18 protein-coding genes and 6 pseudogenes are annotated in these 22841 nt (G+C 67.5%); 9 read left to right on the forward strand and 15 right to left on the reverse strand.

The window, feature by feature from the left end:
• Positions 1–151: 151 nt before the first annotated feature.
• Positions 152–1657, reverse strand: a complete 1506-nt coding sequence (locus OHA84_RS02200) for a SulP family inorganic anion transporter (RefSeq protein WP_266976636.1) — start codon at positions 1655–1657, stop codon at positions 152–154.
• A 350-nt stretch (positions 1658–2007) separates the two neighbouring features.
• Between OHA84_RS02200 and OHA84_RS02205 the strand changes: the two genes are divergently transcribed.
• The gene (locus tag OHA84_RS02205) at positions 2008–3153 is read left to right on the forward strand and encodes a hypothetical protein (RefSeq protein WP_266976634.1); all 1146 of its coding nucleotides are present in this window, start codon (positions 2008–2010) and stop codon (positions 3151–3153) included.
• A gap of 390 nt (positions 3154–3543) precedes the next feature.
• On the opposite strand, the gene OHA84_RS02210 is transcribed toward OHA84_RS02205, so the two are convergent.
• Positions 3544–3939, reverse strand: coding sequence for a VCBS repeat-containing protein (locus OHA84_RS02210; protein WP_266976632.1), 396 nt, complete (start codon positions 3937–3939; stop codon positions 3544–3546).
• 436 nt (positions 3940–4375) lie between these two features.
• Between OHA84_RS02210 and OHA84_RS02215 the strand changes: the two genes are divergently transcribed.
• Positions 4376–5401, forward strand: a complete 1026-nt coding sequence (locus tag OHA84_RS02215) for a hypothetical protein (protein WP_234349956.1) — start codon at positions 4376–4378, stop codon at positions 5399–5401.
• A gap of 215 nt (positions 5402–5616) precedes the next feature.
• Here the strand turns inward: OHA84_RS02215 and OHA84_RS02220 are convergent.
• A pseudogene (locus OHA84_RS02220) lies at positions 5617–6074 on the reverse strand (IS630 family transposase); the annotation flags it as partial.
• 1227 nt (positions 6075–7301) lie between these two features.
• On the opposite strand from OHA84_RS02220, the gene OHA84_RS02225 reads away from it, so the two are divergent.
• Positions 7302–7712, forward strand: a complete 411-nt coding sequence (locus OHA84_RS02225) for a hypothetical protein (RefSeq protein WP_266976630.1) — start codon at positions 7302–7304, stop codon at positions 7710–7712.
• Here the strand turns inward: OHA84_RS02225 and OHA84_RS02230 are convergent.
• Both OHA84_RS02230 and OHA84_RS02235 read right to left on the reverse strand, forming a co-directional pair.
• Positions 7673–8059 carry a DUF4440 domain-containing protein gene (locus OHA84_RS02230; RefSeq protein ID WP_266976629.1) on the reverse strand — a complete coding sequence of 129 codons (387 nt, stop codon included), beginning with the start codon at positions 8057–8059 and terminating at the stop codon, positions 7673–7675. The genes OHA84_RS02225 and OHA84_RS02230 overlap by 40 nt on opposite strands.
• 241 nt (positions 8060–8300) lie before the next feature.
• Positions 8301–8520 (reverse strand): annotated as a pseudogene (locus OHA84_RS02235) (aminoglycoside phosphotransferase family protein); the annotation flags it as partial.
• A 163-nt stretch (positions 8521–8683) separates the two neighbouring features.
• On the opposite strand from OHA84_RS02235, the gene OHA84_RS02240 reads away from it, so the two are divergent.
• Positions 8684–9358 carry an SUMF1/EgtB/PvdO family nonheme iron enzyme gene (locus OHA84_RS02240; RefSeq protein ID WP_266976852.1) on the forward strand — a complete coding sequence of 225 codons (675 nt, stop codon included), beginning with the start codon at positions 8684–8686 and terminating at the stop codon, positions 9356–9358.
• On the opposite strand, the pseudogene OHA84_RS02245 reads toward OHA84_RS02240, so the two are convergent.
• Both OHA84_RS02245 and OHA84_RS02250 read right to left on the reverse strand, forming a co-directional pair.
• Positions 9342–9732, reverse strand: a pseudogene (locus OHA84_RS02245) (diadenosine tetraphosphate hydrolase); the annotation flags it as partial. The gene OHA84_RS02240 and the pseudogene OHA84_RS02245 sit on opposite strands and share 17 nt — an antisense overlap.
• Before the next feature lie 486 nt (positions 9733–10218).
• Complete coding sequence (locus OHA84_RS02250; protein ID WP_266976627.1) at positions 10219–10476, reverse strand: hypothetical protein; 258 nt, start codon at positions 10474–10476, stop codon at positions 10219–10221.
• Positions 10477–10498: 22 nt separating this feature from the next.
• Between OHA84_RS02250 and OHA84_RS02255 the strand changes: the two genes are divergently transcribed.
• Positions 10499–10738: a hypothetical protein gene (locus OHA84_RS02255; RefSeq protein ID WP_266976625.1), complete on the forward strand. Its 240-nt coding sequence runs from the start codon at positions 10499–10501 to the stop codon at positions 10736–10738.
• Positions 10739–10967: 229 nt separating this feature from the next.
• Here OHA84_RS02255 and OHA84_RS02260 read toward each other — a convergent pair whose 3' ends face one another.
• Both OHA84_RS02260 and OHA84_RS02265 read right to left on the reverse strand, forming a co-directional pair.
• Positions 10968–11558 (reverse strand): helix-turn-helix domain-containing protein, encoded by a 591-nt coding sequence (locus OHA84_RS02260; RefSeq protein WP_266976623.1) that lies wholly within the window; start codon positions 11556–11558, stop codon positions 10968–10970.
• Positions 11559–11740: 182 nt separating this feature from the next.
• Positions 11741–12079, reverse strand: coding sequence for a cyclic-phosphate processing receiver domain-containing protein (locus tag OHA84_RS02265; RefSeq protein ID WP_234349939.1), 339 nt, complete (start codon positions 12077–12079; stop codon positions 11741–11743).
• A gap of 202 nt (positions 12080–12281) precedes the next feature.
• On the opposite strand from OHA84_RS02265, the pseudogene OHA84_RS02270 reads away from it, so the two are divergent.
• The 3 genes and pseudogenes from OHA84_RS02270 to ltrA form a co-directional block, all read left to right on the forward strand.
• Positions 12282–13370: pseudogene (locus tag OHA84_RS02270) on the forward strand (IS701 family transposase); the annotation flags it as partial.
• 263 nt (positions 13371–13633) lie between these two features.
• A pseudogene (locus tag OHA84_RS02275) lies at positions 13634–14613 on the forward strand (IS5 family transposase).
• A 723-nt stretch (positions 14614–15336) separates the two neighbouring features.
• Positions 15337–16767, forward strand: coding sequence for a group II intron reverse transcriptase/maturase (ltrA, locus tag OHA84_RS02280; RefSeq protein WP_266973464.1), 1431 nt, complete (start codon positions 15337–15339; stop codon positions 16765–16767).
• Positions 16768–16897: 130 nt separating this feature from the next.
• On the opposite strand, the pseudogene OHA84_RS02285 reads toward ltrA, so the two are convergent.
• The 5 genes and pseudogenes from OHA84_RS02285 to OHA84_RS02305 all read right to left on the reverse strand — a co-directional run.
• A pseudogene (locus OHA84_RS02285) lies at positions 16898–17631 on the reverse strand (IS5 family transposase); the annotation flags it as partial.
• A 67-nt stretch (positions 17632–17698) separates the two neighbouring features.
• Positions 17699–18118, reverse strand: coding sequence for a hypothetical protein (locus OHA84_RS02290; RefSeq protein ID WP_266973776.1), 420 nt, complete (start codon positions 18116–18118; stop codon positions 17699–17701).
• A gap of 226 nt (positions 18119–18344) precedes the next feature.
• Complete coding sequence (locus OHA84_RS02295; RefSeq protein WP_266973775.1) at positions 18345–18659, reverse strand: hypothetical protein; 315 nt, start codon at positions 18657–18659, stop codon at positions 18345–18347.
• Positions 18660–18755: 96 nt separating this feature from the next.
• On the reverse strand, positions 18756–19112 hold the full coding sequence (locus OHA84_RS02300; protein ID WP_159041306.1) for a hypothetical protein: 357 nt from the start codon (positions 19110–19112) through the stop codon (positions 18756–18758).
• Positions 19113–19778: 666 nt separating this feature from the next.
• Positions 19779–20663, reverse strand: a complete 885-nt coding sequence (locus tag OHA84_RS02305) for a hypothetical protein (protein ID WP_371591303.1) — start codon at positions 20661–20663, stop codon at positions 19779–19781.
• A gap of 730 nt (positions 20664–21393) precedes the next feature.
• Between OHA84_RS02305 and OHA84_RS02310 the strand changes: the two genes are divergently transcribed.
• The gene (locus tag OHA84_RS02310) at positions 21394–21909 is read left to right on the forward strand and encodes a hypothetical protein (RefSeq protein ID WP_371591304.1); all 516 of its coding nucleotides are present in this window, start codon (positions 21394–21396) and stop codon (positions 21907–21909) included.
• Between the two features lie 579 nt (positions 21910–22488).
• On the opposite strand, the gene OHA84_RS02315 is transcribed toward OHA84_RS02310, so the two are convergent.
• The gene (locus OHA84_RS02315) at positions 22489–22839 is read right to left on the reverse strand and encodes a carboxymuconolactone decarboxylase family protein (RefSeq protein ID WP_266973773.1); all 351 of its coding nucleotides are present in this window, start codon (positions 22837–22839) and stop codon (positions 22489–22491) included.
• Positions 22840–22841: the final 2 nt, after the last annotated feature.

Genomic DNA, 22841 nt, shown 5'->3' on the forward strand with positions numbered 1-22841 from the left:
ACAGGTCCAGCAGGCCTTGCTCCGCGATCCCAACCGCTCCCGCCGACCGCTCCCGCCGATCGCTTTCGATCTTGCTGCGGGAAAAGGTCGTCTGTGAGAACTTCGAAGGACCCCGGTCGGCGGCCGGGTCCTTCGGTTCGCAGCGGTGGTGTCAGTGGCTGGTGAGTTCGCCGGTGAGCTTGCCGTGAAGGTCGGCACTGGGGTCATTGAGTCCGGTGATCTGGACCGTCTTGCCGCGCTGGGCGTACTTGGTCTCGATGGCGTCAAGGGCGGCGACGGAGGAGGCGTCCCAGATGTGCGCCTTGGACAGGTCGATGACGATCTTGTCAGGGTCGGTGGCGTAGTTGAACTGGCCGACGAGGTCGTTGGAGGAGGCGAAGAACAGCTCGCCGGTCACGGAGTAGACGACGCTGGCGTTGTCGGGGTCGGGGGCGGCTGTGACCTCGGCGAGGTGGGCGACGCGCTTGGCGAAGATGACCATCGCGGTGATGGAGCCGGCGACGACGCCGATGGCGAGGTTGTGGGTGGCGACCACGCAGGCGACGGTGACGACCATGACGGTGATCTCGCCGGCGGGCATCCGCTTGAGGGTCTTGGGCGCGATGGAGTGCCAGTCGAAGGTCGCGAAGCAGACCATGACCATCACGGCGACGAGCGCGGCCATCGGGATGTCGGAGACGACCGGGCCGAAGACGATGCACAGCACCATCAGGAAGACGCCTGCGAGGAAGGTGGACAGGCGGGTGCGGGCGCCGGACACCTTCACGTTGATCATGGTCTGGCCGATCATGGCGCAGCCGCCCATGCCGCCGAAGAAGCCGGTGACGATGTTCGCGATGCCCTGGCCGATGGACTCGCGGGTCTTGGAGGAGTGGGTGTCGGTGATGTCGTCGACGAGCTTGGCCGTCATCAGGGACTCCATCAGGCCGACGAGCGCCATCGCGAAGGCGTACGGAGCGATGGTGGTCAGGGTGTCCAGGGTGTAGGGCACGTCCGGCAGGCCGGGTACCGGCAGGGAGGACGGCAGGGCGCCCTTGTCCCCGACCGTGGGGACCGCGATGCCGGCCGCCACGGTGATCACGGTCAGGATGACAATCGAGACGAGCGGCGCGGGGATCACGGTGGTGATCTTCGGGAAGTACACCATGAGCGCCAGGCCGCCGATGATCAGCGGGTAGACGGGCCAGGGCACGTCGTGCATTTCGGGGACCTGGGCCATGAAGATCAGGATGGCGAGGGCGTTGACGAAGCCGACCATCACCGAGCGAGGGATGAACCGCATCAGCTTCGCGATGCCCAGCGCGCCGAGCGCGATCTGGAAGACGCCGGCCAGGATGACGGCGGCGACCAGGTAGCCGAAGCCGTGCTCACGGTTCAGCGGCGCGGTCACCAGCGCGACGGCACCGGTGGCGGCGGAGATCATCGCGCGGCGGCCGCCGACGATCGAGATGACCACGGCCATCGTGAACGAGGCGAACAGTCCGACCGCGGGGTCGACACCGGCGATGATCGAGAACGAGATCGCCTCGGGGACCAGCGCGAGCGCAACGACCAAGCCCGCGAGGACCTCGGTACGCCACACCTTGGGGTCGGAGAGCCAGTCCGGGCGCAGGGCGCGCAGCCGTGCGGCGGGGGACGTCAGGGAAGCAGAAGACAAGGGATCGGGAACCTGTCGTGCTCGGGCACACCCCGCTCCGGTCAGGCGGAGGCTGTGCGGCAGGACGCGGGAAGGCCGGGCCGGCATCCACGCGGACGGCCCACGCGGGCGGACCGGAAGAAGAGGGAACGGAGCGGGGCCTGCCCGACGGGCGCGGCCGAGCTGCACGTCAGGGGCGAAGCATCACGGCGGGCAGGCGACGGAGCTGAGCGACATGGGCTCGCGCACGCTCGCTCCTGCAAGAATCGGATCTTCGCCGGGGGCACCATCGGCCCCGACACGGCAACAGCGGGGCAGCGGCAGGCCGCCCGCACCATCAGGCACTCTACCCTCAGCGGCCTGAGGAGTATGTGTGGCTCTGGGTCTCTACACCCGACTACGCCGCGTCCGACGCCGCGTCGGAGGCGGCCGCAGCCGACGGCGAGGCCACCGCCGCCGAGCGCGAGGAGGAGCAGCGGGTCGTCCGGGCGCGCGTGGAGGCCAACGACTCCGACGCCGGTGCCGACCTCACGGTCGACGAGGAGTGTGCTGCGTCGCGAGTGCGGCGAGGAGTGCGTCCGGGAATTCCGCACGGCGAAGGCTCTGGCGGTCGAGGCGTACTCGACTGCCCGGTCAAGCCCAAGCTCGGCGCGGCGGCACGGGCGGCAGCGTTCGCCGCGCCCGCGGGAGCCGGTACCTCATCGGCCACGACGGCGTACGCCACCACCGCGGGGGCCACGACGGCCCACTTCGCGTCGACCAGCCCGCAGTACCCGGGGGTCGGCACGATCGTGAACCAGGTTGGCATGGCCATCCAGATCTACTCCAACGACCACGCCCCGCCGCACGCGTACGTCAAGGGCAAGGGCAAGGGCAAGGCCGCGGAGGTCCGGATCGGCATGAACGGCAAACCGATCCTGGAAGACAAGCCGCCGCCGAAGCTCAACAGGCTGTCATCGACAGCAATATCCGTACCATCAGGGGGAACGTCCGAGCCGCCATGGAAAGGTTCAAGGCCAATGGCCAATGCTGAGGTGACCCCGGAACTCCGGCACGCCCTGCGGCAGCTTGAGGAGCGGGTCGGAACGACCGTGTCCGACGTGACCGACGGACACGCGCGCTGGGAGCTGTACAGGGCCGCCCTGGCGTCCGATACGGCGCGGCCGGGGCTGCTGGCCGCGGTCACTGCAGAGGCGGACGGAGCGCTCGCGTCGGCCGTCGTCGGCGAAGCCCTGGAGCGGGTGCCCCGCGCCGACCGGGAGACCTGGGTCCAGGCCCTGGCCCCCTCGGTGCGCGCGTTCAGCGAACGCCGGGCACGCGAGCTGGGAATCCTCGAGGAGCTCCGGTCCAGAGCGGAAGCGCCGACGCTCGGCACCGAACTCGTCGACGGCTGGAGCGACTGGCTTCAGCTGCGGATCGGCGCCGAGGTCTCCGAGCCGTCGGTGCTGAGAGTTCTGGCCGAGTCGGGCCGGACGAAGCGCATCCGGCGGACCGCCACCGAGGCGCTCGCCGGCTGACGTCGAGGCACGAAAGAGTCGATGGCCTCCCCTCCCTCACGGGAGGGGCGGCCGTCGTGATGTGCGGCTCCCGGGAACATACGGGGTCGGTCGGACTCGAGAGGCGTCGAGGATTCCGGCGGGGCTCGGTGTTCACACGGAGCGGGGGTGAGCCTGGAACATGCCGCGGTGGGTGCCGGGGGGAGAGAGGTGGTTCCAGCCGTCGAAGCGTGTGGGACGGGATTGGCTCTCTGAACGTGGCCGCCTGGTGCGGAATGCATCCACGGCCTCGATGGGTGGAGACAGGGATCAGATTCCAGATCTCTTCCCGCAGGCCGCCCAGGACGTAGCCCGGCGTGCTCGGGGAGGGGGCCGGTCCCGGCCGGGCTCGTGGTGCTGGTGAGTACTCGGTCACCAGCCGCCGGTGAGGGTGGTGGGGCTTGCGAAGGTGGCGTCGTTGTGGCCTGCCCAGCTGCGCAGGTCGCCGGTGTTGTCGTCGCGGGCGATGAGGTCGGCCTTGCCGTCGCCGGTGAAGTCGGCTGCCGTGGTCTGGGAGTAAAGGCGCCAGCCGGCGGTCACGTCGGTGGAGGAGGCGAAGGTGCCCTTGCCCCGTCCGAGCCACATCTTGAGGGTGCCCGTCGAGTCCTGGCGCGCGACGAGGTCCTGGATCCCGTCGCCGTTGAAGTCAGCGGCCGTGGTCTGGGACATGGCGAGGCTGGGCGCGTCGGCTGCCCGGACCAGGGTGTCGGCGAGGACCTTGGTGCCGGCGTCGCCGAAGTGGAGGTGGTCGCCGCCCGGCTTCAGCATGCTCGGCAGGAGCTGGGACGACCACTACGCCGCGGCGCTCAACGCCGCCTCCCGGCCCACCGGCGTCGTCAATGCGGGCTTTGCTGGTCGGCCCGCCCCGGACCGGCCGAGCCCACGGTCGGCCGGCTCGCGGAAGATGCCGCCGGGTGGTTCCTTCAGGAGGTACCCCTTGGCGAGGCGACAGGCGTCTCGGTCTCAATCCGAGAACCACTCCGGCGGATCTTGCGATCACCCGCACGGATTCGCCGCCCTCCGCACCGTCCGGGCAACCTCGCGCCGAGAAGACGCCGGGGTTGTGCTGGAGAGCGGAGGTGGAAAGCGAGAAAGCCATCACTTCATGACGGACTGTCAATTTCGCTGGCGGTGAGTGCCGACGCCGAGAGCGGCGACGGACACTCTTATCTTTCACTTAGAACGTTCCCCTAGCGTCTCGTTCATGATGACGCAACGCGGTGCAGTCGGATCTGTTGCCCTCACGGCCGTGGCCTTGACGGCCACCGTCGGGGTGGCCTTCGCGGTTTCCGCCCCGGACACGGCCGCCTCGATGTCCCACGGCAAGGTAACCGACAATCTGTACATGTCGCTCGGCGCATTCGAGGATGCGACGTCCGGCGGGGATCCGAAGGTCAAGGCCATGATTGATCGTACGGACATCGGCGGCGTACAGGTGGTGGTGCCCTGGAAGGCTCTTGAGGGGAAGAAGGGGGAGTACGAGTGGTCGCGGCTGGACGATGCCCTGAAGTATCTCCAGGCACGCCACAAGCAACTGTTCGTCCAGGTTCAGGATCGGTTCTTCGATGTAGCCATGACGGACGCCAAGGTTCCCCAATATGTGAAGGACGAGGGCGGGCTCGCGCCGACTATCGATGAGAACCCCGACAATCCCACCACCCATGGGGCCATGGTCGCGCAATGGAACAAGGAGGTGCGAGCAGACTTCCAGGCCATGCTGAGGGCGATGGCGCAGAGGTTCGACGGCAAGCTCGCCGGGGTGAACCTTCCGGAGACCGCGGTCGAGGTGGACACCAAGAAGGATCAGACCAAGTACACCTCGAAGTCCTACATCGATGCCGAGATCGACAACATGCGCTACGGCAAGAAGGTCTTCACCAAGACGCAGTTCATCCAGTACATCAACTTCCTGCCGGATGACGACGACCACAAGCGCATGACGGAGATGTTCGACCTCGCCAGGGACAAGAAGATCGGAATCGGAGGACCGGACACCCTGCCGGACCGGAAGTACCAGATGGAGAACTCCTACAAGTTCCTCCACGAGTACAAGGATTCCCTCCCCCTCGTCGCGATGGCCGTCCAGGAACCCGACATCAACGCCAAGGACCCCAAGACCGGTGAACCGTACACCCGCGAACGGTTCACGGACTTCGCCCACGACTACCTCGGTGCGCGCCAAATGTTCTGGACCACCGAAGCAGACTGGCTGCAGAAGCCCCCGGCGTGACCCGTGCACGAGTGCGGCCAGTGAGACCCGTGTAGGTGGCCGGCCGCTCCCGGGGCTCCTCGCGATGTGGTCAGCGAATGGCCCACGGGAATGGCGCAGCAGAGTCTGTGACCTGACCAACTTCGCCGAGGCTGTGGCCAAGGCGCTACAGCACAGTGTGTGCGCGGCTGGCCGGTACAGGGTGTCCAGTGACCTGCGTCAGAGATTCGGTCGCGGTAGGCGGCGACTTTGTCGAGGATCTCGTCGGCGGTCTTCGTCCAGGCGAAGGGCCTGGGTCGGTCGTTCCAGTCGGCCGGCCAGGCCCGAATGTCGCGTTCGAGGGCCTGGACGGAGCCATGGACTCCACGCTTGAGCTTCTTCTGCGTGAACTCGGTGAACCACCGCTCCACCAGGTTCAGCCACGAGGCAGTCGTCGATGTGAAGTGCAGGTGGAAGCGTGGGGCGAAGAGGGTGATGGTGGTGCCGACGCGATGTGGTCGTGGCTGCGGCGTTCGGGAACGCCCGGCATCATCGGCAGGACCGGTTGGGACCGGTCCAGGGCCTCGATCTGCGACTTCTCGTCCACGCAGAGGACCAAAGCCTTCTCCGGCGGGTTCAGGTAGAGGCCGAGCACGTCGCGGACCCTGTCGATGCACAGTGGATCCGTCGACAGGGTGAACGTCTGCGAACGGTGGGCCGCCGGCGCGGACCTCCTACGGCTTTGTGATGGTGAGCGGGTTGCCTGTTGCTTGGTCAACGACCTTGCGGGTATCCAGCGGTTTCTGGAGCGTGAAACTCACCGGTTCCAGTCCTATGTTCGCTGCGCAGGCTTCCCCCTTCTTCTCGTGTGTCGTGAGCGTCAGGGTCAGTGAAACCGTGGTGTCGCTCTCGGTACCTGAGAGCCGGCCCTTTTGACACCCTCCGATGGGGATGTCCGTCGTGAGGGTCCTGCCGTCCGCACTGATGACGGTTGGTCTCGTGATGGGCTGAGAGGTCGAGGAGGGGCCCGATTCGGGGATTCCGGCTTGGCCGGCCTGCCCACAGGCGCAGAGCACGAAGGTTGCCGGGCCGCCTCGATGAGCTTCGCTGTGCGGGACCGATCGGTCACGTAGACATGCACCACGTTGTTGGGGGCATCAATGCGCACCCCCGCATAGGTGTCGGGCTGCTTGGACTTGCCCGCCGCGGCGACGGGCCGCGGCGACGGCGTCGGCGAGTTGCCGGAGTGGCTCCAGTAACTCTCCTCGCTGCGTCGGGTCCATCGCGGCGATCTGGGCCTCGGTGCGCCGCGGCGATGCCGGTTCGGCCTGGGCGCCGGGCGCGGTGACAGTAAGCAACGCCAGGCCAACCGCGCCGAGGCCGATTGCGGATTTCGCAGTTCTCTTCACTGACCCCCCAGTTGAGATGTGCGGCTCCCGACCACCGTCGGTCCCCTGATGAGGTACTGGCGCACGGTGTGGCGTCACGAGCCTTCTGATCACGGTGTGGAGCCTAGCCGGAGAATCGAACGCGAGTACGGGAGCTTAGGGCCGGCCTGCCGCGTCGCGGCGGCGATCTGGCCGAGACCAGCCTGGTGAGGATCACAGCGGGAGCACCAGCCAACAACTCAATTGAAGAATCGGAGCAGTTGAGATCTCACTCTTGAGGTGAACACCCCGGCATCGCCCGCACTGTGCGGTCGGGTGCGCCAGCCTTCCCTACCGCCGGCGAGCACACAGTGGTGCGGCAGGGGAAATGGTGTTCCGACAACCGGACGGTTCACCCGGCTTCGTCATCCGCGACGGTTCACCCGGCTTCGTCATCCGCGCCGGAATCCTCGCCTCGCTCACGGAGGCAGAGCGGATCCGCCACGCGCACGGCCGACCAGTGCCTCACCTTCGCCGTGTGGGAGGCCGTCTGCGGCGCCAGGGAACGAGCCCCCGTGGCGACCCGCGCGCCGGCCGAGGGCTGCGGCCCGCTCGGAGGCGGAGATCGCGTTCATGGGCATAGGCCCGGGGCCGGTCGCCGACTCAAAGAGGACGGACCCGCCGGCGCCACCCGCATCCGCATCCGCATCCGCATCCGCATCCGCATCCGCGCCAAGATGGCTCGTGCGGTCGATCCGGCCACTGTCCTGGGCGATCACAAACTCGGCCAGGCCTTCGTACTTGCGGCCACGGCCGGGCACGTCGCCGACGAGAACCTGCCTTCGATCCTGGGACACATCGCGGACAGCAGGCCGGACACGCACGCTGGCGATGGCCGGCTTTGTCGCTCAGGTGACAAAGAACGATCATCACCTGAGATGTACAACTACATGCCGTCGGGCGGGATGGGTGTCGCCTGGTGGTAGTACATCTGCCATGTCCCGGCGGCGCCCTGCTTGCGCCAGAGCGAACTGCGCCGTGCCCGGTTTCCGTCAAACACTGTCTCGTAGGTGAGATGCACCAGTCCGGGGGCCAACAGCACTCCGCTGAAGTTCGAGGGCTCATAGTGGGGACCGCCTTCTGCTGCACCACCCAGTTCGGGCAACTCGGCCAGCATCTCCGTATACGTCCATCGGCGCCCAGAGGCACCAACCTCGACGAAGTCCGGGTCCAGAAGCTGTAGGGCCAGCGAGCGGGATACACGCACGCCGGCGTCCATCAGACGCAGCTCGCCTGCGATCGCTTCGCCTACCTCATCCGTCTCTTGGCCCATGCAGGCATCCTCGCTTGCGCGGCCAGGCTCTTCGCAACCGAGTTATCACCCGCCAGCGCACCCGGACTCCGACTGGATTGCTCGCTGCCTACCAAGACGACCGCTGAATAGCGCATCGCCAGAACACTGCCTCTTCACCAGTACCGCTTCGCACCCAGGGCTGCCACGACCCGCGCCACCGCGGCTACGAGTGCAGCCCGGACACCTACTTCACCACTGGCACCGCCACCCATCACGCATGAGCCACGTCGCCGGGGATGAAGGTCAGTTGCTCGCGGCCATCCGAAGTGAGACCGACAGGGGTCGGCGCACCGTCGAAGCCGTGCTCCTTCAGCGCGAGGAGATAGGCATGCAGGGCGCGTGCATGGCGCGGCGCCGGGCGCTCAACCACCGCACCACGGCGAAGGAACCGCCCCCGCGTTCGTCATCCCGCCGACCAGCGCCTCGTCTTCAGCCGTCATGACGATCACGCTACCGCCGGATCGACCCTGTGCGGACCCGTCCGCGAACTCGGCGCGGACAAGCGCCCATTGTCTGCCTCCGCCGTCTCCCCAGGAAGATCGGTAGGGCGATGACGAGGCGCCGGTAGGGTGGTCCGTTGTGGACACGAGGGCAGGCATCGAGATGGTTGGCGTCCCGCCGGGACGGGTGACGCTGTCGGACCGGCGGACGCGGCACAGTTGGGTGGTCGAGGTCGAGCCGTTCCAGATGGCGGCGTTCCCGGTCACCCAATTCCAGTATGAACGGGTCACTGGTCAGCGGCCGAGTGGCGCCCAAGGCGACCGGCTGCCCGTGGAGGGCGTTTCATGGTGGGACGCGATCCAGTTCTGCAACGCGCTGTCCCGGCACGACGGGCTGACACCCGCGTATCACCTACATGCTGACGCCGAGACGGCCGATTGGGACACCTCAGCAGACGGGTACCGGCTGCCGACCGAGGCCGAATGGGAGCACGCCTGTCGTGCGGGTACCACCGGCCCGCGGTACGGACAGCTCGATGAAGTCGCCTGGTACCAGGGCAACTCGGATGGGCAGATCCACCCCGTGGGCGGCAAGCAGCCCAATGCCTGGGGCCTGTACGACATGCTCGGCAATGCCTGGGATTGGTGCTGGGACGTCTACGACGCCGAGGTCTATGGCACCTATCGGGTCCTCCGTGGTGGTGGATGGGCTGACGAGCATTGGAGTTGCCGGGCGTCGGTGCGGCGGCGCAGCCATCCAACCTTCCGGATCGACGACGTGGGATTCCGCGTCGCACGCTCCACACCACCCACCTCCGCCGTCACAGCCTCGTTCTGAAGCGATCAGTAAGCCGTTGGGCCAAGCGGTCCCGTTCGCTGCTGATCGCATCCCGCAGCCCATCGTGGTACGGGCCGAGCCTGAACCGCTCGTCACTCCGGCGGTCACGCGGATACAGCCACACCGGCTTGCCCACCAGCTCGGCCGGCTCCCATTCCAATCGCGTTCAGACATGGGCGTGCGGGAACGGTCTGTGTTGCCGAGGGTCTACGAGTTGACCCGCGGAAAGTCGGGGTCCAGCCGCCGGCAGGCCCGCTCAACCGCTTCTCCGAACTGGTCCATGTCAGACAGAGATGACAGCCACTTGGCCCGGGCAGGTCAGAGACCCGTTGAACACCCGGCTCGTCCGCGAGGAGAACCAAGTACCCGGGCAGCCTGCGTGGCGGCGCACCAGGGCAGTGCGCCTCCGGTCCGAACAGTCGGGCGGCAATGAGGGCGAGCCACTGAAGTGTGGATCTGACCACCAGGACGGCGAGGCGCACCCCTGCCAACCCCAGGCACCCACGGACGGCCTGGAGTTCGCCGCGTCCTGGGAGCGCGCGAGGTCCCGGACTCGGTCCTGGTCCCTCCGGACCTGCCGGACCTGATCGCCAAGGTCAGCGCGGACCGGAGCGGCCTGTTTCCCTTGCCGGCAGCCACCGGACGGGCCGTGGGCATCGCCGGGGTCGGGCCGGTGGCCGTAGGGGTGCCGGCCTCCGAAGCGGCCGGGCAGGCATTGGTGCTGTGGTCGCGCGGGAGCCTGCGCCCCCGAAGGCGCCTCGGCGTAGTCCGTCAATGTGTCAGCGCTGCCCGCGTACGCGTCGCGGTTGCGGGCGCAGCGACCTCGCGGCCGGTCAGGCTGCAGGCTTGGAGTCCGATGGTCAGAGGAGCATCGCCAGGCCGCCCAGGGCAAGGATGGTGCCGCTCAGGCCCGCCGCCGTACCGAGGTAGCGGAAGAGGGCGGCCGACGCGCTCCGGGTCGCGGGGCCGAGGTCCCCCTGGGCGTGCCGGCGCACCTCCGCATTGCTCTCGGCCCAGCGATCCAGAGCGGTGGCCGAGCCACGCACGTTGAATGCGACCCAGCCACCGGATATGGCGCTGAACAGTCCGAATGCCAACAGGAAGAGACCGATGTCCATGTGTTGCCCCCCAGGTGATGTGGTGATCGGCGGAACCGTAGCAGCCGTCGGGGCCGTCCAAGGGCGCGGGTGGCACTCGCCGGCGAGTGCCCTGGAAACACTGGGTGTTGAGCTCCCGTGGCTCGCGGGTCTGCCGTTTGACCGCCTCTTCGATCTCAAAGCGCGCGTGCCCGTGACGTCCGGGCGCGAGACCCGCGCCGAGCACATCCGCACCGCCGCCGGCGAGACCGATTCCGACTCGGATCACGGGCTCACCGCCTGAACAAGGTTGCCGCGCAGAAACGCAGAAGCGCAGTAGCCCGGGTCGGGGCTGATGGATTGAGCCGAACCAAGCGGACATCTCCCGTGCACGCGGTATGCGAAGGCCGGGTGCTTCCTGACTGCTCAGCCATCCGGTGGGCGCCCTGACCGTCGGCGACTTCCTCGTGGAACCGTGCACCCCCGAGATGGAGGTCGGGGCCGGCGAAATGGCCGACAGCCGACTCGCCGCACTACTGCGCGCGCTCGCCCCGGAAGAGGCCACGACCGTCCGGGCGCGGGCAACGGAGACGGCACTTCCCCGGGGCGAGGCGGCCGTCCAGGCCGGAATGCCGGCCGCAGGCGGCGAACAGGTACGCCGGATACTGAAGCGCCTCGGGAAGCTGCGAACACCACCGCGTTGGCCGGCGGGGCGAGGTGGAGGCCGACGACATCGCGGATCTTGTCAATCGGCAGCGGGTCAGGGAGATCTTGAAGGTCTCGGTCCGCCTGGGCCGCAGGCCGGAGGCGTGCCAGATTCTCAGCACGCTCGCCGGAGAGATCCCCACGACTGTGGCGAGCTCCCGCTTCGACCAGCGCGTCCCGCCCGCGTGTGTCTCTTCGAGGGTGCGGACCACCACCTCTTCCACCTGGGAGTCGGTGATGGTCCGCGGCACCCCGGGCCGCGGCTCGTCCGACAGGCCCTCCAGCCGGTCACGCAGGAATCGGGTCCGCCATCTGGCCACCGTCTTGCGTTCCGTGTTCAACCGCACGGCCACCACGGTGGTGTTCCACCCCCGCGCGCACGCGAGCACGATCTGCGCACCCTGGGCCAGGCCCTGCACAGTTGAACGCCCCTGGCCCAGCTCTCCACGTCAACCGCTCGGCATCCGACAAGACCACCGGCGGCAGCCTGGTATCACCCATCCGTCCAACACAGCCGCCGCAAACCGGTCACGTCAGGCGAACCCCAAGATCTGAAACAGAACACGACTCACAAAGCGAGCCCAGACCTCGAACCGGCTCACTAGGCCGTTGCCCGCTGGACGTGGTAGTTCCAGCGTGTGAGAGACCGGACAACGGTTTCGGCGCCGATGGGGTTGGCGCTGTGAACGAAGACAGCTCCGATCTGAAAGGGCCGTCCGCTGAAGGCGGCTTCTTCCATGAGGGTCACCACCGGCATGATGGTGTCGTCGCCGCCGAGATCGTGGTCGAGCCACAACTCGTCAATGAAGCTGTCGCGGTGCTCTTCCAGGAGCTGGATGCCTTCGCGGCTGGTGCGGGCAATCCGCGTGGCCCTGGGGAGCGGCCGGAGGTCGTCTATGCCGAGGACGACGGGCATCGGCTCGGTGGGGACTTCTTTCACTGGATCAGTGTTACAGCAGGTAGGCGGGATAACCACGGGGTATCGAGAGCCCGATGGGCGAACCGCCGATGCCCATCGTCAAGGTGAGCCGCAGACTCCCGTTGATGCGTGGGGAGCCGACTAGTACTGCAATCACACTTGTGTGTGGTTGAGTTGGTGTGTGACTGAGCTCGGGGTGGGGTTGGTTGAGGAGTGGGACGGGATGCTGGCCGGGCTGCATGCCCGGTTCGCATCGCGTTTCGTGAGGTCGGAGCCGCGGGGTCGGGCGCTTGCGTATATGCGGGGTCTGATCGCGCCGTTGGAGCGGAAGAACGGCTGGACTCTGGCGGAACGGGCGGGTGACCGGCTACCGATCGGGATGCAGCGCCTGCTGGGCGAGGCGGACTGGGACGCGGAAGCGGTCCGTGACGACGTGCGGGACTACGTCGTCGAGACCATCGGCGACAAGGGTGCGGTCCTGATCGGCGACGACACCGGCTTCCTGAAGAAGGGCGTGCGCTCGGCAGGCGTCCAGCGGCAGTATTCCGGCACCGCCGGACGTACCGAAAACTGCCAGGTCGGCACGTTCCTGGCCTATGCCTCGCCCAAGGGGCGGGCCCTGATTGACCGGGAACTGTATCTGCCCGCCTCGTGGACGGACGACCGCGAGCGATGCCGTGACGCGGGAATCCCCGACGAGGTTTACTTCGCGACGAAGACCGAACACTTCAAGGCGATGCTCGTCCGTGCGGTGGAGGCCGGCGTCCCGTTCGCGTGGGTCACAGCGGACGAGGCCTACGGGCAGTCGAAATCGTTGCGGTGTTGGATGGAACAACGGTCCATCAGCCATGTGATGTGTGTGAAGACCAGCGACACCGTCATCACCCGCGGCATGGGCGAACGTCGTGTCGACGACCTCGTCGCCGGCCTCGCGCCGCAGTCCTGGAAGCGCCTGTCCGCCGGTAAGGGATCCCACGGCGAGCGCATGTACCAGTGGGCGCGAATCCCGATCCGGATCTGGTGGGAGAACGGCCACGGCCACTGGGTCCTGGCCCGTCGCAGCCTCAAAGACCCGACCGACATCGCCTACTACGTCTGCTACGGACCTGCTGGCACCCGGATGAAAGACCTGGTCAGGGTTGCCGGCGCCCGCTGGGCTGTCGAAGAATGCTTCCAGACCGCCAAGGGCGAGTGCGGCCTGGACCACTACCAGGTCCGCCTCTACCACGCCTGGTACCGACACATCACCCTCGCTATGGCCGCCCTCGCTGCACTCGCCGCCGTCCGCGCCCACGAACTCTCAAAAGGGAAACAGCGGTGGCCTGATACCGCTGTCCGTAGCGGAGATACGCCGCCTCATCGGCCACCTCCTCCATCCCCACCACCTCACCGTCCACCACCATCTGCACTGGTCACACTGGCGAAGACTCAGTCAGACACGCGCCCGCGACAGCCACTACAAACAACGCGGACATACCCCTTAACTGTGATTGCAGTACTAGGGGCTGTGTGATGTCGTGATCAGTTCTGGGGTTCTGTCCTCTTCGCGGGGTGGAACCCGGTATGACTGTGGTCGTGACACGCAGGCAACTCACCAATGCCCAGTGGAAGTTCATCGAGCCGTACCTGCCGATCGGTAGGTACGGCCCCTACCCGGAGCGGTTGCGGGAGCAGTTCGAGGGTGTGGTCTGGCGGTTCCGGTCCAGTGCCCAGTGGCGGGAGATGCCTGCCGAGTTCGGCCCCTGGGCCACCGTCTACGGACGCTTCCGCGTCTGGCGGGACGCCGGTGTCTTCACCGCCCTGCTGGAAGGCCTGATCGCTGAGGGGGCCCGGGTGGGAAGAACGGACTTGTCGCTGGTCAGCGTGGACTCCACAACGGTCCGCGCCCACCACGACGCCGCAGGGATGCGCGTCAGCAAGCACCTCATGGAGGCCCTGGAAGAAGCCGCGCAGGAGCAGGAGGCGGCCCGCCAAAAAGGGGCGGACCGGAGGAACAGAACGGACAGGCCGAGCGTCGGCGGATCCGACGCAGACGCAAACTCCGCCTGAAGGAAGCCCTGCTCGGCAGGTCCCGCGGCGGCTTGACCAGCAAGATTCACCTCGCTGCGGACCTCAGGTGTCGTCCGCTTGCGTTGGTCCTGACTCCCGGGCAGGCCGGGGACAGCCCGCAGTTAATCCCGGTGCTCGCGCGGGTGAAGATCCGGCTGGCTGTCGGCCGTCCCCGCACCAGGCCCGACGCAGTCGCCGCGGACAAGGCCTACTCGTCCCGCGGCAACCGCGCCTACCTGCGCAAACGCGGAATCAAGGCCGTCATCCCGGAAAAGCGGGACCAGGCCGCCAACCGCAAGAAGAAGGGCGCACGAGGCGGCCGGCCCATCAGCCATGACGCCGACCTCTACAAGGAACGGAACACGGTCGAACGCCTGATCAACAAGCTGAAGGCCTGGCGAGGCATCGCCACCCGCTATGACAAGACACCTGAGAGCTACCTCGCCGGCCTCCACCTCCGCGCCGCAATGATCTGGATCGACGACCTGCTGAAGACCGACGAATGATCACGACATCACACAGGCCCTAGGCCGTTTCCTTCGGATCATCTGGCTGACCAGATGAAGATGGCTGCGAGGTGGAGTCCGGCGAGGTAGATGGTGGCGGTCTTGTCGTAGCGGGTGGGTGCGCCACGAGGCGCCATGGAATCGAGTGAGGTGAGAGACCTTCACCACCGGGTTGTCGTAGCAATCCGGTTGAAGCTGGGGGCAGTTCGGTTCGGGGGATGCCGAGCCGAGCGGTAAGCAGCCCCGACAACGCCGGGACGGGTTGGTACTGCCAGACGATCCGGGTCCGGCTAGCGAGACAGGAAGGTGCACGCGAGAAATCAGTGCCTGACGCCCCGTAATTACGACACCGGCTCGAACCTGGCGGATCTGGGCCGGACGCAGTGCACGACCACCAGCGCTCTTCGGTGGTCGACTCCGAAGCCGACTCCATTCATCGGTGGGGAGGCCACGCCGAAAGTCTGCGGCGTAAGCGTGGCGATGCTGCCGGGGTAGAGCTGGGCACCTCACCTGTCGATCGATTTCGTGGTGAACGTGGGAACTGTCCGCGGTCGTCCCTGTATCGGACATCCAGTCCGGTCGGGGACAGGTCCATCGCCGGCTGATGGCCGTCGGGCAGGACGGAGGCTCCGTAGTACTCCGAGGCCGGGAAAGCCGGTCACATGGGGAAGGGGGCCAGCAAGTCGGCAGTAAGGAGACTGGAATGCCAGGAGGCTGTCGCCGGTGAATACCGACGAGCTGGAATGGGCCTTGATGAAGGCCGAACGCCGGGTACTGGAGATCCAGACCAAGCTGCACCGTTGGGCTGTCGATGATTCTCATCGCAGGTTCGACGACCTGTTCAACCTCGTGGCCGATCCCGCCTTCCTGTTGGTGGCGTGGGACCGTGTCCGGGGAAACAAGGGTGCCCGCACGGCCGGAGTGGATGGGAAGACCGCCCGCTCCATCGAGGTCGGGCAAGGGGTCGAGACGTTTCTCGACAAGCTGCGGACCCAGATCAGAGACCGCAGCTTCTATCCGGTCCCTGTCCGCGAGCGGATGATTCCCAAGGCGAATGGCAAGCTTCGTCGTCTCGGGATTCCGACCGTGGCGGACCGAGTGGTCCAGGCGTCCTTGAAGCTGGTGCTGGAGCCGGTATTCGAAGCGGATTTCCTCCCGTGTTCTTATGGGTTCCGCCCGAACCGCCGAGCCCACGATGCGATCGCCGAGAGTCGCTACCTCGCCAGCCACGGATACGAGTGGGTGGTGGAGGGCGACATCACGGCGTGCTTCGACGAGATCGCGCACCCGGCCCTCATGGAACGGGTGCGGAATCGAATCGGGGACAAGCGGGTGCTGTCCTTGGTGAAGGCGTTCTTGAAGTCCGGGATCTTGTCCCGTGACGGAGCTTTCACGGACACACGCACCGGGACCCCGCAGGGCGGGATCCTGTCGCCGCTGCTGGCCAACATCGCACTCTCGGTCCTGGACGAGCACATCGCCCAGGCCCCCGGAGGGCCAGATGGCACCTCCGAGGACCGGCGCAGGAGACGGCGCCGAGGATTGCCCAACTACCGGCTGGTCCGGTACGCGGACGACTTCCTCGTACTCGTCTTCGGGCGCCGCGAACATGCCGAGGAACTACGCGACGAGGTCGCAGAGGCATTGAAGTCGATGGGCCTTCGCCTGTCGGTGGAGAAGACAAAGATCACGCACATTGACGAGGGCCTTGATTTTCTCGGATGGCGCATCCAGCGCCACTGGAAACGGGGCACTGACCGGCAGTACATCTACACCTATCCCGCACGGAAGTCAGTACGTTCCGTAACGGGCAAGGTGAAGGAACTGACCGGACGACAGAACGTCGGCCTGTCGCTGGAGTCCTTGCTCCACCGACTGAACTCGGTGTTGCGAGGATGGTGCGCGTATTTCCGTCCCGGAGTGTCGAACGTCGCTTTCTGTTACCTCAGCCACTACACGTGGATGAGGGTGACTAGATGGATCCGGCGCAAACATCCCGGAATCACTTGGAAGCAGCTCCGCCGACGTTATTACAGCGGCGGCTGGTGGCCTGTCACAGAGGAAGCGGAACTGCTCAACCCGGCAAAGGTAAGCACGACCAGATACCGATACCGGGGAAAACTCATTCCGTCTCCGTGGCCCACTACGGCATGAGGAACTGAACACCCCGGAACGAGATTTGTGGAGAGCCCGGTGCCCGGAGACGGGCACGCCGGGTTCGGGAGGCGGCTCGGGGAAACCCACTGGTGGAAACATCAGCAGGGCGCCCCGAGTCGACCTCACCCAGGCCGCGCCATTGTTTGAGCTTGTTGATGCAGCGTTCGACGGTGTTCCGTTGCTTGTAGGCCTCGCGGTCGAAGGCCGGTGGCCTGCCACCGCGGCTGCCGAGGCGCTTGCGGTTGGCGGCCTGGTCGGCGGGCTGGGGGATCACCGCCCGGATCCCGCGCCGACGCAGGTGGGAGCGGATCGCGCGGGACGAGTAGGCCTTGTCGGCCAGGACCACGTCCGGGGCCACCCTCGGTCTGCCGACCGGCCTCGGGATCCGTAAGCGGGCCATGACCTTCGGGAACGCGGGTGCGTCACCGGCCTGGCCGGATGTGATGAGGAAGGCCAGGGGCCGGCAGCGATTGTCGGCGGCCAGGTGGATCTTCGTGGTCAGTCCGCCGCGGGACCGTCCGAGGGCATGGTCGGCGGGCTCGCCGTCCGGGGCCCCTTCTGACGGGCCCCGGCGGCGTGCTGGTGGGCACGGACGATCGTGGAGTCGACCGCGACGACCCACTCCAGGTCGCCCTCGGCGTCGGCCTGGGCGAGGAGAGCGGTGAAGACCTTCTCCCAGGTGCTGTCGGCCGCCCACTTCCGCAGCCGGTTGTGGGCACCCTTCCACGAGCCGAAGTGCTCGGGCAGGTCCATCCACGGCGTGCCCGTGCGGTACTTGAACGCGATCGCGTCGATCACCTGGCGGTGGTCACGCCACCGCCCGCCCCGTTTCGGTGCCCGGTCTGGCAACAAGGGCTCAATTCATGCCCACTGGGCATCAGTCAACGACACACATCAACCAATGATCAGATGATCCGAAGGAAACGGCCTAGGTGGATGGCGTCTTGATGGCACCCTTGATCGGGGTCTGGCCCAGACCGATGACCCAGTCGCCTTCCTTCTTGCCCATCTGAATGTAGATGCTGAACTGCTTGCCGCTGCCATCGGTGCCGGTCACATGCACGCCGGCGTAGGTCGGCTCGAACTCTTTGAGCACGTCGATCATTCTGGTCTTGAGGTCGCGTCCACCGTTCTCGGCAATGATCTTTTCGGCGCTCTCCTTCACGCCCGTGCGCCCCGGTACATCGGGCTCGGTCAGGGCGATGAGCCCTTGGGGGTCGCGGGCGTTCAGCGCGGCGATGTACTGCTCGGCGGTCTGCCGCTCGCTCCTACCGTCCTTCTCGGAAGCGCAGGCGGCGAGCACCGCGCACAGGATGGGAACCGTCAGCGGTGCCAGGGCTTTCCTCACGGCGGGTTTCCCTTCGTGTCAGGTGCGATGGGCGTGGCACGCACCGCCGCGGCGGTGTCGGAGGGCACGGCGGGTACGCCGGGGGCTCCCTGCTGTCTACCCGGGAGGAATGGCTGCCTGCTGCGGTGTTACAGCGGCCGGCTCTCATTGCCTGGGAGATGAGGCTGGTGCAGTCGTTGCCGTAGGGGCGGCAGCCGCCGTTGTCGTTCTTCCAGTACCGATTCACTCAATCAACCATCTTGTCGTGGCTGTACGAGGCGGAGACCGTCGGCTTCGCAGTCCGCGACGACATGCCCGTCGCAGGCAGATCCGTGCTGCTGGGCGGCTCCTTGGGGCCCTCGTCCTGCGAGTGGGGTGCCGGCTCGCCGCCCGGGCCGGGCTCGTTGATGCGACCGGGATCTCCCAGCGGCTTGGTGATCTGCGTGATCGACCGCAGCGACGAAGGCTCCATCCGCGCCTGGTCGCCGGCGAGCTTCCACCCCTCCGCGGATCGCGTGAACGTCAGCGTGTGCGGTAAGGAGTACTCCTCGTAGGCGGGCACCCCCCTCCTGGGGGTTCGGGTAGTACAGGCGGGCGTCCTCGGTGGCAACGACCGTTGCGGTGTCCCCCATGACGCTGCTCTCACCTGGCGTCACGGTCACATCCGCGCGGCTATACCACCGCTGACCTTCTCCAGAGCCCGCCCGGTGTGCTGCAACGCGGTCAGGTCACCTGCCAGATTCTCCGCCGCAGCCGCGGTCATGGGAACGGGTGCCGAGGCGAAACGGATGCGCGATCCACCCGTGGTGACGGCATCGGCGCGACGCTGGAGATAGGCGTCAGCCATCTGGACCAGGAGTGTCAGTTCCGAAGCCGACAGTGCGGCATGTGATTCCGTGATCGCGGTGGGAGCGGGAGCGGTGACGCCCGACGAAGCCAGGGCCAGGATCGCAGCGCCGGCAGTGCGTAGTGACGGTGTGATTCCACGCAAAGGGTCCCCCAGGATCGGGTTCACTGGTCCCAGCGTATATACGGCACACCCGGCTCTGGCGAGGATTACCTGAATCACTTGTCGCGGAACCATGCCGAATATGGCCGGATGGCAGGAGGCACAGGGCAGGTGCCGAGCCCACTCGTGGCCCAGCTCCGAGCAGGTGAAGACGCCAGAGGGTGCCTGGAGGATCTCCACTTGGGTGTGGCGGAATCGAGAGCGGGGTCAGACCCGCAGCATCCGGCCCGCAAGTCGAGCACCACCGCGTCCTGCTCTGCCCGGCCGAGGAGGTCGCTGCCCGCCCGCGACGAACGGCGGGCCGCCTGCGAAGGTCCCGTGCCAGGCGCGGCGCAGCCACTCCGCGGGCGCCCGGCGTCACCAGTTCCGCGTTGGTTCGCGCCTCGGCTCCGCGCAGGTGGACGCCTTCTGAGGGTGACCACCGTATCGAACTGCCGTCGTCCTAGCGGAAGTTCCTCGTCGAACTCGCGGGAGCGGTTCCGGCCCCTTCCACGGTCTGCTTCCGCTGGAGGAGTGCAGGCTGTTCACCATGGACCGACAGCCCCGGACGGCACCCCGAGTCCACCGACCTCGTCGCGGCCGCCGTCGCGCTGCTCCCCCATGGGTGGTCACCCAGGCACCCGGCCCGGAGCCGTTGGGCAGCGATAGCTGGTCCCGCTGGCTCACCACCCCTCAGGAGAGCACCCATTGGGGTGGGTGGCCGGGCTCGGCCGGGCAGGTGAAGACATGCAGGTCCCGGTCCCGGCCGAAGCGGAGCCGGGTCGGTTGGACAACGGACCAGCCGCCCTGGATCGAGGCCTTACCCCGCAGGGACGGGTCGCGGTCCTGCAGCGGCACCCAGCTGTGTGAGCCGGCGTCCATCTCGTCACCGCCGGCGGTCAGCAGCAGCCGCATCGGGGTCGCGCAGGATTCGCAGCCGATGGGCATCGGACCCGTCGACGCCCAGCTCGGAAAGCCGCCCACCCGCCAGCCGGGCGGGATCGACAGGTCGGACTGGTAGCTGGAAGCGTCAGGCCCGTGTTCCGCGGCCTGGGCGTCGTCCCACGCGTCGATGCCGGCGATCAGAGAGGCGGGCAGCGTGTCGTCCTCCGCCCAGGGATAGGTGTCCACCTCTTCGGGATGCAGAACACACGGCTCGGGGAGTTCGTGCTCCCAACGCAGCATGGGTACTTCGGGCGGTGCGGCGAGGAAGCGTTCCGCACGCTCCGTCTCTGCGGCCCGCCGCCACAGCAGGTGGTATCGGCGCTCCAGGTACGGACCGTGGTTGCACGGGCAGCGGAAGATCTGCACCAGATCCGCACCGTCGGGCCCGGCAGCCAGAGACGGGATGTCCCGGCGGAAGAACTGGGCGAGGCCCACGAACGGCACCGAACCGTCCTCACCGGGCGCTCCGGAGCCCGGCCACGGCCGGCTCCGCGGCCAGACGCCCGCGGCCCGGGCACTGCGGACGTCGTCCGGCACGTACCCCTCGGTCTCGGGCTGGTGGGGCTCCTGGCAGACCGGCCACGGCTCGCCGGCGGGCCACAGCATCGGTCCGCCGACATGGCTCTCATGCATGCCAGGTCGCCCCGGCCGGGGGTGCAGGCGGGTCGTCCGGCCCCGATAGGCGGCGAGCTCCGGGAACACAGCCTCCACGTGCGCGGGTCTGGTCGGCGTGGTCCTCGTCATGCGCAGACCGTACGCGGACGGGGAAGCGCCACGCGAGTGCATTGCCGCGAGCCGGGCGTGGGTTGCATGCCCCGAAGCCGACGCAGGGTGCCTACCGTTCTCGTGTACATCGGCTTCGGACCTGAGCGCATTTCGCGTATCTCGAACCGGTGCGCATCTGCTGTCGCTGCCCATGCTCGACGCCGGCCGGTGTCACGGCACTGCGCACGCTGCGGCTGCCGACGCTTCACCAGTGCCGCCACGACGGCCGCAGCCCCAGGCCATCCGTGGCCGGTGCTCGGTTCTCGGGGCGTGGGGGCCCCGCGACGTCCGGGATGTCGTTCCGGTGCGCCCGGACCCGGTGGCGGAGATCAGCGCCGACACCGCTGTCGATCACGGCAGCGTCCATCGGCACCCTCCACGGGTCCGCCGCCTCCGCCTGGACGCAAAAATCGAGAAGAGTCTCCCCCGGCCTTCGTGTGCGTGGAGCGCCAAGGCACGCGGTCGGCCAACCGCCGTGCCCGGCGACACCGTCCGCCCACAGCGCACCGCGATGGTCCGCTCCCACCCGAAACCGCGCAATGGAGCTTAGGCTCAGGCCATGTTGAGAGCCCGATCCTCGTCCGAAGCGCACCTGTACATGGACCTGTACGCATGCGAGTGCGGCAGCTCCGACTTCGCCCGGCAACACCGGTTGGAGTTGCGGGGCGACGACCTCGTGGCGGTGTACGAGGGGGTTTGTCGGCAGTGCGGCCGCAGCCGTCGCTTCGAGTTCCGGATGGCTGAAGAGACTCCTCCGCCCGCGCCGGCCTTCGGTGGCGCTGAACCGTCCCGGATCATCGACCCCGGCGAGTTCGCCGACGTCGGCTACCGGGTTTCCCGCTCCGCCGCACTTGAGCTGCTCAACCGACCCACGTCCGAGCACCACAGGTACCGTGCGGCGATGGCCTACGCGCTCGCCGCCTTCGAAGAGGTACTCAAATTCGTTCCGCCGGGCCAGGACGCCATCCCGGCGGACGCCTTCACCTCCGAAGCGGGCAGGGCTCGCTATCGGAAAGGGCCTGGGACGTTCGACCGAGACCTCATAGAGATGGACATCGACAGCACGCGTCGGGTTCTCGCCAATATCGACAAGTCGATTCCTCCGCGCGATTGAAGCGGCTGGAAGGCAGCACCGAGGAGCCAGGTGCGTCCGGGCCCCGGTCCATCCGGGCCCGGTTGTCCGTCCCCGCGCCGTCCCCGAGCCGTCACGGCGCCAGGACGGTGCCGGCGCGGGCGCCCGGGCCGCGCTTGCTCAGGGGAAGCGGGGAAGCCTTTACCTCTCGGGTATTCGGGCCCCCACCACGGATCGTCTCCACCAGGGCCGGCTGAGTGCCGGAGGACGACACGATCGCCCGACCGGGGACATCGCGCCCCGGTCGGAGACCTTCAGGACGCGGTCGCGGCGAACGGACTCGTCATGGTGCGGTTACCGGGTCCAACCGCCGTTCTCCGTCTCACGGGCCGTGCTGTAAGCGCGCAGTTAGTACTCGCCGGCCAGCACGGGCATGTCGCCGCGGACCAACTCGTAGGGGCCAGATCCGGACGGGACTGTCCCACTCGCGGGCACACCATGCGCCGTGGGCACACATGCGCGGGACGGTCCACGAAGACCGTCCCGCGTCCGTGACCAGCCCGCTGCACTCCCCACACTCAAGCATTGACCAGCGGTATGGGAGAAGCCCAGGCTGGAGCACTAGCCGTGGGCGGGCGGCGCCGTGTGGGTGTGCTGTTCGTAGAGGCGGTCGGCCAGCAGTGCGTGTGCGAGTGTGCCGCCTGCGCGGACGGAGGCGGTCACGAAGGCTGCCTCGGCCAGTTCCTCGGGGGTTACGCCGTGGCGGCGGGCGGCGGCCGTGTGTACGTCCAGGCAGTAGGAGCACTGGGTGACGAGCGCGACCGCCACGGAGATCAGCTCGCGGTATCGGCGCGGCACCGCCCCGTCCTCCCGGTCCACGGCCTGCTGGAAGGCGACCCACGCGGCGAACTCCGCGGGGGCCTTGCCGCCGACGGAGCGGGCGCGGTGGAGGTCGTCGGGGCGTGCGTACATGT

The organism is Streptomyces sp. NBC_00513, assembly GCF_041431415.1.
GTDB lineage: Bacteria > Actinomycetota > Actinomycetes > Streptomycetales > Streptomycetaceae > Streptomyces.